Raw genomic sequence first — 9,602 nt, 5'->3', positions numbered from 1 at the left:
CCACCGGCTCGCCCTCGACCTCGAGCCGGACGGGCAGCCCGGCGGCTTGCACGTGCGCCACGAGCGTCTCGAGGTCATGCAGGCCCGGCTGCGGCACCAGCTCGAGCGACTCGTCGTCGTGGCGCATCGCGTTGAGCAGTCGCCGCATCTCCGCCAGCGCGGTGCGCCCCGTCTGCTCGACGTCCTTGAGGGTCTCGCGGACCTCAGCGTCGCCCTGCGGCATCCGGTGCCGGACGGCCCCGACCTGGAGCACCATGACGCTCACCGAGTGCGCGACGACGTCATGCAGCTCGCGGGCGATCCGCCCCCGCTCCTCCGCCACGGCGACCCGCGCCGCGATCTCGCGCTCCCGCTCCGCCCTGCTCGCGCGCTCCTCCGCGACCTCCGTCTGCACTGAACGCTCCCGGAGTGCGAAGCCGACGAGCCAGCTGAGCCCGAAGAGGGCCGGCGTGAAGATGAGGTCATCAGCCGAGTGGTTCGGGCTGTTGTTGACGACGATCGCCGCGCCGCCGACCGTGATGATGAGGCCCACCCGCGCCTCCACGTCGCGACGCAGGTTGCCGAGGAGCAGGGCGGCGCCCATCCCGGTGAGGAAGAGGCCAGCCCGGTTCACGATGAGCAGCCCGTCCAGGAACGACAGGGCAGCGCTGGAGAGCCACATGGCTGCCGGCGCGGCGAAGGGGAACCGGCGTCGCGCGAGGAGCAGGAGCACGAGGAGGGCGACAGCGACAGCCTCGAGCCACAACAGGACTCCAGTCGGCCGCCCAGGATCGTCCCGCGCGAGGACGCCGACCGCGCTCGCGAGCGCCGTCCCTGCGATCAGGACGTCGACTCCGTGCCTCGACGCGAAACGCCACGCGCTCCCCACGTCCTCACGGTACTCAGCCCGGGCTTCGGCGGTCGTCCTACGAAAGTAGGAGGCGGGGCGAACGCGTGAAGCAACAGCAAGGGGTATGCCGCTGAGCTCGCCTGCGAGGTCAGCTGACCCCGCGACGTGGCTCAGTTGCCCTGCCCGCGAGCGGGCCCGTGCCCCAGGCGGAGGAAGCCACCGGGGAAGTTGATCCACTTCACCACCGCGCGCAGGGGTCCCCTTGCTGCGCCCACGACGACATCCTTGCTGACGAGCTCCGGTTCGGTGCACTCGTACTCGCGGCCGCCCAGCCGGACTGTGCACCGGCCTGCCGCTCGCACATTGCGTACCCAGTCCGTGCGAGGCCCCCAGGGCAAGCCGATGAAGAAGGCACCGGGCGTCGAGATGAATGCGAGCGGTGTCGAGTAGTCATGTCCGCTCTTGCGCCCACGGTGCCGGAGCACTCCCCAGACCGGTATGAAGCGACGGCCGGCCAGGAGGAGGGCGAACCGGTTGAACGTCTTGACCGAAGCAGGGGGACCAGCCATCAACCCACGGTAGACCGCTGGCCGGGCGCGGACCCGGCTCAGCGGCATACGACGTCAGGGCGCGACGTCGACGTGCAGCGTCACGAAGAAGTCGTCGGCGTCGATCTGCGTCACGGCGTCGAGCCGCACGTGGGCGCCGGCGTCGTGGAGATGACGTGAGCGCGTGCGTAGGAGTAACTCAGCGAGTGCCGATTACAGCCGGGCGCATGGTGGGGTGACCGTGAGGCTCCCGGGTTTGCGCACGGCGACCTGCGAAGATGTCGACGTGGTGGAGCCGACTCGTGTGCGCACCCCGGTCGGGTGGCGTGAGTGGGTCACCCTCCCCGGGTTCGGGGTGCCGTGGATCAAGGCGAAGGTCGACACCGGCGCGCGGTCCTCGTCGCTGCACGCTTTCGACATCGAGCACATCGTGCGAGACGACGAGCCGTGGGTGCGCTTCTCCGTGCACCCGTGGCAGCGGTCCGACCAGGATGCCGTGGTCGTCGAGTGCCCGATCCAGGACGAGCGGATCGTCCGCAGCTCGTCCGGGCACGCCGAGGAGCGCATCGTCGTGCTCGTTGATCTGGTTCTCGGCAAGCGCATCATTGAGGCGGAGGTCAGCCTCTCCAACCGCGACCAGATGGGCTTCCGCATGCTCATTGGCCGCGAGGCGCTGCGCCAGGGCTACGTCGTCGATCCCGGCAGGTCGTACCTTGGCGGGCGTCCACGCCTCGCGATGCGCCGCAGGAACAGGGGCCGCTGATGGCGCGAGCGTCCTTCGGCATCGGACCGGTTCGCGTCCGCCCGGGCTACACCCGCGAGGTCGAGCTGCCCATCACCCGACTCGTCACCGGCGCCGAGCTCAGCCTTCCGGTCCGGGTCGTGCACGGGCGCGAGGACGGCCCGACGGTGTGGGTGACCGCCGCGATCCACGGCGACGAGGTCGTCGGGATCGAGGTGATCCGGCGGGTCGTATCGCGGCTGAACCCCAAGGCCTTCCGGGGCACCCTCGTGGCCGCGCCCATCGTCAACGTCTTCGGCTTCACGGCGGGAGACCGCTACCTGCCGGACCGGCGCGACCTCAACCGGTCGTTCCCGGGCTCGGCCCGAGGGTCGTTGGCGAGCCGCATCGCGCACCTCGTCATGACTGAAGTGGTCGGGCGCGGGGAGGTGGGGATCGACCTGCACACCGGCTCGTTCGGTCGGACCAACCACCCGCAGATCCGGGCCGACCTCGACGACCCGCGGACCCGTGAGCTGGCCGAGGCGTTCGCTGCACCGGTGATCATCAATGCGAGGCTGCGCGACGGCTCGTTGCGAGCGGCCGCACGGGAGCGCGGCTCGGCGGTGTTGCTTTACGAGGCTGGAGAGGCGTGGCGCTTCGACGAGTGGGCCATCGAGGCTGGGGTCGCCGGAGTGCGCCGGGTGCTCGCGGCCCTGGGCATGGTGGAGCCCGTCGACGAAGTCGCGCCCACCCCGAGCCTCGTCTCCCGCTCCAGCGGCTGGGTTCGGGCCCGGCGCACCGGGATCCTTCAGCTCGATGCGGTCCTGGGCCAGCGGGTCGAGGTCGGGGACCGGCTCGGTGGCCTCTCCGACTCGTTCGGCAAGACGCTGCGCCTCGTCCACGCCGACCGTTCCGGCATCGTCATCGGCAGGACGACCACGCCGCTCGTCAACCGCGGGGATGCCCTCATCCACATCGCGGGTCTCGAGCCGCACCCCGCGCCGGACATGTCATCCCGACCGGCCGCGCCCGATGGTGACGCGCTGCCCCATGACCTCGAGCCCGACCTCAGCTGAGTCCTCATCAGGAGCGCGGTTGAGGCAGCCGTCGTTACGATGCGACCATGCCCCGACTCGTGCTCACCGTCATCGGAGACGACCGGTCCGGCCTCGTTGAGGTGCTCGCGAACGTCGTCAGCAACCACGGAGGCAACTGGGAGCGCAGCCAGATGGCCGAGCTGGCCGGTAAGTTCGCCGGCATCGTCGTCGTATCCGTTCCGGCCGATCGCGTCGACGAGCTGACCAGCGCATTGGGCGAGCTCGAGGGGCTCCTCGAGGTGTCGGCCCATCCTGGCGCCGAGGCCGAGACTGTCGAAACCGTGGAGGCCCAGCACACCCTGACCATCGACCTGGTCGGCAACGATCATCCGGGGATCGTCCACGACGTGTCCGCAGTGCTGGCCCGGCACGGCCTCAGCATCGAGACGATCGAGACTGAGACGCGCGACGCGCCGATGGCGGGTGGACGCCTCTTCGAGGCGCACGTCATCGTCGGTTTGCCGCCCTCAGCGCAGGTTGGGCAGATCCGCGCTGACCTCGAGCACCTCGCGACGGAGCTTCTCGTCGACCTCAACGTGAGCGAGGACTAGGACCAGGCCGTATGCCGCTGAGCGCGGACCCACACATCGTCGTCCTCGTCGAGGGGCGGAGTGACGCCGCCGCTGTCGCCGTGCTGCTGAAGGCCCACGGGCTCGATGGCGAGGGGCGGGTGAAGCTCGTCCCGATGGGTGGGGTGACCAATATCGCGCGGGACCTGCGCACATCGCGCGAAGCGCACCCCGAGGCCGTGGTGCTGGGGCTGTACGACGTCGCGGAGGAGCGCTTCGTCCTCGGTGCGCTGCGGCGGTCCGGCGTGCCGCTCGAGGCGCCGGTCGACCTCGTCGATCACGGCTTCTTCGTCTGCGACAGCGACCTGGAGGACGAGCTGATCCGGGCGGTCGGGACGGCGGCTGTCGAGGACGCACTCGACGAGATGGGCCATCTCGACCGGTTCCGCACCTTCCAGTACCAGCCCGAGTGGCGTGACCGCAGCCTGACCGACCAGCTGCACCGGTTTGCCGGCAGTGGCTCAGGCCGGAAGGTGGCGCTCGCCGAGCGCCTCGCCGTCCGTCTCGACGCGGCCACGACCCCGCCGCCCCTCGCTGGTCTGCTCGACCGCATCGCGCAGCACCTCGCCACCTCCACCCCCACCCATCCCTGATCGAAAGAACGACTTCCGGGTCGATAACCCGATCGAGTGAACAGCTTCCGGCCCGGAATCTGTTCACTCGATCAGGCTGGGGCGGTGACAACCAATCGGCGTGCATCGGGGGTTCAGGTGGGTGAGTGCTCGAAAGGCGAGCACCAACCGAACAGGGGGGAATCCTCATGCGTGCGATGCTGCGCAGCGCCGTGCTTGCCACGGCCGTTACCGCGTCACTCTTCTCCGCCACGTCCGCCGTTGCCGGCGGCGCACCCGACTACGGCGACGTGAACGTTGACAGGCGGGTCGTGCTCCAGGACGGCGCGCTGACCATCGGGGGCACCTACCAGTGCGAAGGCCCGGGTGAACGCCTGGGCAACGCCTCTGTCGAGGTGTTCCAACGTGGAGACCGCGTCGCCGGCGTCGGGCTCGAGGCGCTCATCTGTGATGGGGCGGACCACCGATGGGAGGTCACGGTCGCAGCCGAGAACGCCCGTCCCGGCCGAGCCCTCGCGCACATCCTGCTCCAGGTCTGCGAGGTTCCGGACGGGCCCTGCCCAGGTGTGCTCTTCGACCAGGACATCGTGGTGACACCCCGCCGGTGATTCACCCACCCCGATCGAAAGAACAGCTTTCGGGCCCGAATCCTGTTCACTCGATCAGGCCGGGGCCGTCCAACCCGACCCCGAGCCAGGCGGCGAGGTCCTCGAGCTCTGCCAGGACCTCAGCCGTCATGGCTCGGGTGAGCCGGACGTCCCGGTGGATGGCCTCCACCCGGAGCACCTTCGCCTTGCGGTCGACCTTGGAGTCGACCTTGCCGAGGAGCCGGTCTCCATGGAGCACCGGCAGCGCGAAGTAGCCCCAGCGTCGTTGCGCGGCAGGCTTGTACATCTCCAGCGTGTAGTCAAAGTGGAAGAGCTCGAGCGCCCGCTTCCGGTCGTGCGACAGGCGGTCGAACGGGGACAGCAGCGCCGTCCGCCCCACGAACTCGTCCTCGACGTGCTCGAGCTGGCCGGGGTCAAGGCGCCACTCACCGGCAACGCCCTCAACCACAGCAGCAACCCCCGCCTCGCCGACGAAGGGCGGCTCGGCCGGCATGTTCGTGCCGGTCGCGCGAGCGATGCCGAGCGCCCGCAGGCGTCGCTCGTCCCGCATCCGCTTGGCCTCCTCCGGCGTCAAGCGCGGCAGATCCGCTGGGTACACCCGAGAAGCGAGGTCCCAGATCCGTTGCCGCCCTCGCCGACCCACGATGGCGACCTCGCCGCGGAGGACGAGGTACTCGAGCATCTGCGTCACATTGCGGTTGTTCGTCCACCCGGTGGAGGGCCACGGGATGAGGCACGTGTCGGGAATGTCCTTGGACTGCAGCGGCCCCTCGGCCTCGAGCCGCGTCAGGATGTCGCGGCGGAATGGGGCGTTGCCCTCGAACCAGGCCCGGGCATCGGGGTACCTGGGGATGTCGTCCGCATCCGCGAGGTAGAGCGGCAGGTCCTCCATCGGTCGGATCAGGGCGTTGAACTCGACGAGCGACCGGTCCTGCTCCAGCGCCTCCTTGAGCTGCGACGGCTCGTACGTCGACCCGAGTCGGCTCCACGCGACGAGGTCCGCACTCGGCGCCACCGCCGCCGTCGGGTCGAGCTGGAGCAGGGTCAGCTGCCGCACCACCTCGACGAGCTCCGTCGGGCGGGGCGCATCGAGCAACTGCGCGCGGACTGCGATGCGGCGCGCCTGCTCACCGGTGAGCCGTTGGACGTCCACGCCCCCGACGATAGACCGAGCCTGCGACCCCAGGCGTGGCAAACCTGCCACACGACAAACCCAGCCGTATGCCGCTGAGCCGGCTCAGCGGCATACGGCTCAGTCTGTTTGTGGCTCAGGGCAACCCGCTCAGCGCGAGGGAAGGTCATCGTCCCGGTTCGGGCGAGGCGCGGTTGCCCTCGTCAGGAACACGGTGAAGCTTCCCGATGGGGGCGATCGACACACCGACTTCGGGGCAAGTCCACGTCGCCACGCCGTCGACATCTTTCGGCTGGGCTGGATGCGTGCCCCGGTGAATGGGACACTCTGGCCAGTTGGAGCCACTGACCACAGCCATCTCTTCCTGCACGAAGTCCTGCACATGCTCCGCCACCTGCAGAATGAGTTCGACTGTCGAGAGACCTGTGGTGGCAAGGACACCGGTTCTGCTTCGTGCACGACCAACGAGCCACACGGAGTCCACATCCTGATCGAAGACTGCCGGTCTTGGAAGAACGGACAATCGATAACCGATCGTCGCCTCCAGGTCATGACGTAGCAGATCAAGAACGAACGGGAGGGACGTCGAACTCACGGATTCTTCACTCACTCTGTTTTGTGGCGGAGGGCAACCCTCTCAGCGCCTCTCAGCGCGGGAGAAGGAAGTAGGAGAGCGCGGGACTCGTCGTCACGTCGACGTACGGGTAGCCGAGGGCCTCCACGTGCTGGTGGAAGGTCGCGTCCCCAGCCACGCCCTCGAAGGCGCAGAGCACCCGCCCGTAGTCCGCGCCGTGGCTGCGGTAGTGGAACATCGTGATGTTCCAGCGGGTGCCGAGCTGGGTGAGGAACCGGGTGAGCGCTCCCGGATGCTCCGGGAACTCGAACGAGTAGACCTGCTCGGGGAGTGCCGGCGGGTGGCCACCGATCATGTAGCGAACATGCGTCTTCGCCGTGTCGTCATCGGACAGGTCGATGACTGGGTAGCCCGCCGCCGTCATCGCCTCAGCGATCTCGGTCCGCTCCGCGTGCCCCCGGACGAGCTGAACGCCGACGAAGATGCGCGCGTCCTCCGATCCGTCGACGCGGTAGTTGAACTCCGTGACAGCGCGGCCCTTGAGCACCCTGAGGAACTCGAGGAACGACCCGGCGCGCTCCGGGATGGTCACGCCGTAGAGAGCCTCGCGCTGCTCGCCGATCTCGGCGCGTTCGGAGATGTAACGCAGGGTGTGGAAGTTGACGTTGGCACCGGACAGGACGTGGGCGAGGCGCTCGCCCCTCAGGTCATGGGACTCGACGTACTTCTTGAGGCCGGCCAGGGCCACCGCCCCGGCGGGCTCGGCCACCGCTCGCACGTCCTCGAAGATGTCCTTGATCGCGGCGCAGATCTCGTCCGAGTCCACGGTGACGACGTCATCGAGGTAGGTCCGGCACATCTCGAACGTCGTATCGCCGATCCGCTTGACCGCCACGCCCTCTGCGAAGCGGCTCACCTCGGGTAGCTCGACCGGCGTGCCCGCCGACAACGCGGCGCTCAGGCACGCGGCGTCCTCCGGCTCGACGCCGATGACCCTGATCCCCGGCATGAGGTTCTTGATGAGGCCCGCGATGCCGGCCGCGAGCCCCCCGCCACCGACCGGCACGAACACCCGGTCGAGGTGGGCGTCCTGCTGGATCAGCTCGAGCCCGAGCGTGCCCTGTCCGGCGATGACGAGCGGGTCATCGAAGGGAGCGATGTACGTGTGGCCGTGCTGCGCCGCCAGGCTGAGGGCCTCCTCCTTCGCCTCGTCGAAGGTGTCGCCGAACAGGACGACGGTTGCGCCGTGGCTGCGGACCGCGTCGACCTTGATGGGGGCGGTCGTCACCGGCATGACGACGACGGCCTCGATGCCGAGCAGGGAGGCCGACAGCGCGACGCCCTGGGCGTGGTTGCCGGCCGAGGCGGCGATGACTCCACGGGCGGCTTCGTCGGGGGTCAGCGCCCGCATCCGCGTGTAGGCGCCGCGGATCTTGAACGAGTGGACTGGCTGGCGGTCCTCGCGTTTGACCTCGACGGTGTTGCCGAGGCGCTCGGAGAGTGACTCCATGACCTCGAGGGGAGTGACGACGGCAGCCTCGTACACGGGCGCTCGCAGTACGTCGCGCAGCAGCTCGGCCCCGTTGCCACCGGCCCGGTCGCCGCTCGTCACCACAGTCGGCAGGGTAGACCCGCGGCGGGCGCGCCTGCACACCCTCGACCACGGGACGAGATACCACTCCGACCCCAATCGCCTCCGTGGATGTGACGACCGAGGTGACGCTCGGGTAACCGTTGAGAAATGCACTGGATCGGGCAGACCACGCCTGCGAGGGTGGCGGCATGACGCGTGACCACTGCCTGTTCGCGCGGATCGAGGAGTACTACGACCTGGTTCCCCGAGCCGCGGCAACAACCGAGGAGGTTGGCCCGTTCACGCTCTTCGTCCCCGAGGAGGGCACGGGGTGGCACTTCTACGCACGACCGAGGCTGCACGGGTCGTCGACCTTCACCGCCAAAGCGGTCGAGCGAGTGCTCTCTCGCCAGGCCGAGCTCGGCCTGCCCCGGGCGATCGAGTGGGTCGCTGAGGTCACGCCCTCCCTGCTCCCGGCTGTCCGGGGCGCAGGCTACGAGCCGCACCGGTATCCCCTGCTCACGCTGCCGGCCGACGTCCCGATCGAGGCTGACCCCCGGGCCCGACAGCTGCCGCACGCCGACCCCCACCTCGGCATCGCCTTCGGCACGGTCAAGGCCGGCTTCAACGGCAAGGACCAGGTCGAGCACCACGACACCGGCCGCAAGCCTGAGCTCATCGAGCAGGGGGTGCTCATCGTCGTCGCCTCCTACGAAGGCGGGCGCCTCTGCGGCGCCGGATCGGCGGCCCCTCGGGGGGACGTTGCCGAGCTGATGGGGATCGCGGTGCCTCCGGGTCACCGGAACCGCGGCCACGGCAGCGCCATCACCCGGTCGCTCGTCGCTGCCTGCCGCGAGCGGGGCGTCGACCTCGTCTTCCTCACGGCTGGCGCCGATGCCGCGGCCCGCATCTACCGGCGCGTGGGTTTCCGCGACACGGGAACGGCCTACGTCCTCGAACTCGACGACTAGAGAAGGTGCCGTATGCCGCTGAGCCGGCTCAGCGGCACACGGCACCTTTGTCCGTGGTTCAGAGGTGGATGCGGACGACCTCCCCGCCGCCGGCAACCACGGACCCCGTGGTGACATAGGCGTCATGGCCCCGGATCGCGACGCCGTAGGGCGCGAACAGGCCGCCGGCCACCACCGTGTGGGTGCTGGAGTGTGGGTGCACCTTGACGAGCGAGCCGATGGGTCCTTGCAGCAGGCCGTTGGACGCGATCTCCACCGCGTAGAGCGTGCCGTCGCTGGCGAAGGCCAGGGAGGTGACGTTCGTCAGGCCGGTCGCCCACGCCGTGGGCTGCTGTCCCGGGACGACCCGCCAGATCGTCGATGATCCCTTCTCGAAGGGGAATCCGACGAGCTGCGAGACGTACC

The 9,602-nt window shown here is 69.3% G+C and carries 12 protein-coding genes; 6 read left to right on the top strand and 6 right to left on the bottom strand.

The genetic code is table 11. The annotated features are described in order from the left end of the window. Together VIR15_RS15360 and VIR15_RS15355 are read right to left on the bottom strand one after the other, a co-directional pair. A partial coding sequence (locus VIR15_RS15360; protein WP_331929269.1) for a sensor histidine kinase occupies positions 1 to 868 on the bottom strand: 868 nt, incomplete at its 3' end. A gap of 131 nt (positions 869 to 999) precedes the next feature. After that, positions 1,000 to 1,398, bottom strand: a complete 399-nt coding sequence (locus VIR15_RS15355; protein ID WP_331929267.1) for a nitroreductase family deazaflavin-dependent oxidoreductase — start codon at positions 1,396 to 1,398, stop codon at positions 1,000 to 1,002. A gap of 265 nt (positions 1,399 to 1,663) precedes the next feature. On the opposite strand from VIR15_RS15355, the gene VIR15_RS15350 reads away from it, so the two are divergent. The 5 genes from VIR15_RS15350 (at position 1,664) to VIR15_RS15330 (ending at position 4,947) form a co-directional block, all read left to right on the top strand. Beyond that, positions 1,664 to 2,140, top strand: coding sequence for an ATP-dependent zinc protease family protein (locus VIR15_RS15350; RefSeq protein ID WP_331929265.1), 477 nt, complete (start codon positions 1,664 to 1,666; stop codon positions 2,138 to 2,140). Continuing rightward, on the top strand, positions 2,140 to 3,177 hold the full coding sequence (locus VIR15_RS15345) for a succinylglutamate desuccinylase/aspartoacylase family protein (RefSeq protein ID WP_331929263.1): 1,038 nt from the start codon (positions 2,140 to 2,142) through the stop codon (positions 3,175 to 3,177). The genes VIR15_RS15350 and VIR15_RS15345 overlap by 1 nt, the downstream gene beginning before the upstream one ends. Positions 3,178 to 3,224: 47 nt before the next feature. Further along, a complete protein-coding gene (locus VIR15_RS15340; protein ID WP_331929261.1) occupies positions 3,225 to 3,749 on the top strand; it encodes a glycine cleavage system transcriptional repressor in 525 nt (174 codons plus the stop codon). A gap of 11 nt (positions 3,750 to 3,760) precedes the next feature. After that, positions 3,761 to 4,360 carry a hypothetical protein gene (locus VIR15_RS15335; RefSeq protein ID WP_331929259.1) on the top strand — a complete coding sequence of 200 codons (600 nt, stop codon included), beginning with the start codon at positions 3,761 to 3,763 and terminating at the stop codon, positions 4,358 to 4,360. A gap of 167 nt (positions 4,361 to 4,527) precedes the next feature. Further along, on the top strand, positions 4,528 to 4,947 hold the full coding sequence (locus tag VIR15_RS15330; protein WP_331929257.1) for a DUF6299 family protein: 420 nt from the start codon (positions 4,528 to 4,530) through the stop codon (positions 4,945 to 4,947). A gap of 46 nt (positions 4,948 to 4,993) precedes the next feature. Here VIR15_RS15330 and VIR15_RS15325 read toward each other — a convergent pair whose 3' ends face one another. The 3 genes from VIR15_RS15325 to ilvA form a co-directional block, all read right to left on the bottom strand. After that, positions 4,994 to 6,100, bottom strand: coding sequence for a DNA glycosylase AlkZ-like family protein (locus VIR15_RS15325; RefSeq protein WP_331929255.1), 1,107 nt, complete (start codon positions 6,098 to 6,100; stop codon positions 4,994 to 4,996). A 145-nt stretch (positions 6,101 to 6,245) separates the two neighbouring features. After that, positions 6,246 to 6,674 (bottom strand): hypothetical protein, encoded by a 429-nt coding sequence (locus VIR15_RS15320; RefSeq protein WP_331929253.1) that lies wholly within the window; start codon positions 6,672 to 6,674, stop codon positions 6,246 to 6,248. A gap of 52 nt (positions 6,675 to 6,726) precedes the next feature. After that, positions 6,727 to 8,268 carry a threonine ammonia-lyase, biosynthetic gene (gene ilvA, locus VIR15_RS15315; RefSeq protein ID WP_331929251.1) on the bottom strand — a complete coding sequence of 514 codons (1,542 nt, stop codon included), beginning with the start codon at positions 8,266 to 8,268 and terminating at the stop codon, positions 6,727 to 6,729. Between the two features lie 167 nt (positions 8,269 to 8,435). On the opposite strand from ilvA, the gene VIR15_RS15310 reads away from it, so the two are divergent. Continuing rightward, positions 8,436 to 9,197 (top strand): GNAT family N-acetyltransferase, encoded by a 762-nt coding sequence (locus VIR15_RS15310; RefSeq protein ID WP_331929249.1) that lies wholly within the window; start codon positions 8,436 to 8,438, stop codon positions 9,195 to 9,197. A 58-nt stretch (positions 9,198 to 9,255) separates the two neighbouring features. On the opposite strand, the gene VIR15_RS15305 is transcribed toward VIR15_RS15310, so the two are convergent. Then, on the bottom strand, positions 9,256 to 9,602 hold a 347-nt coding region (locus tag VIR15_RS15305), incomplete at its 5' end, for a ScyD/ScyE family protein (RefSeq protein WP_331929247.1).

The sequence above is a fragment of the Intrasporangium sp. genome (assembly GCF_036566125.1).
Taxonomy (GTDB): domain Bacteria; phylum Actinomycetota; class Actinomycetes; order Actinomycetales; family Dermatophilaceae; genus Intrasporangium.
This window is presented reverse-complemented; position numbering and strand designations above follow the sequence as displayed.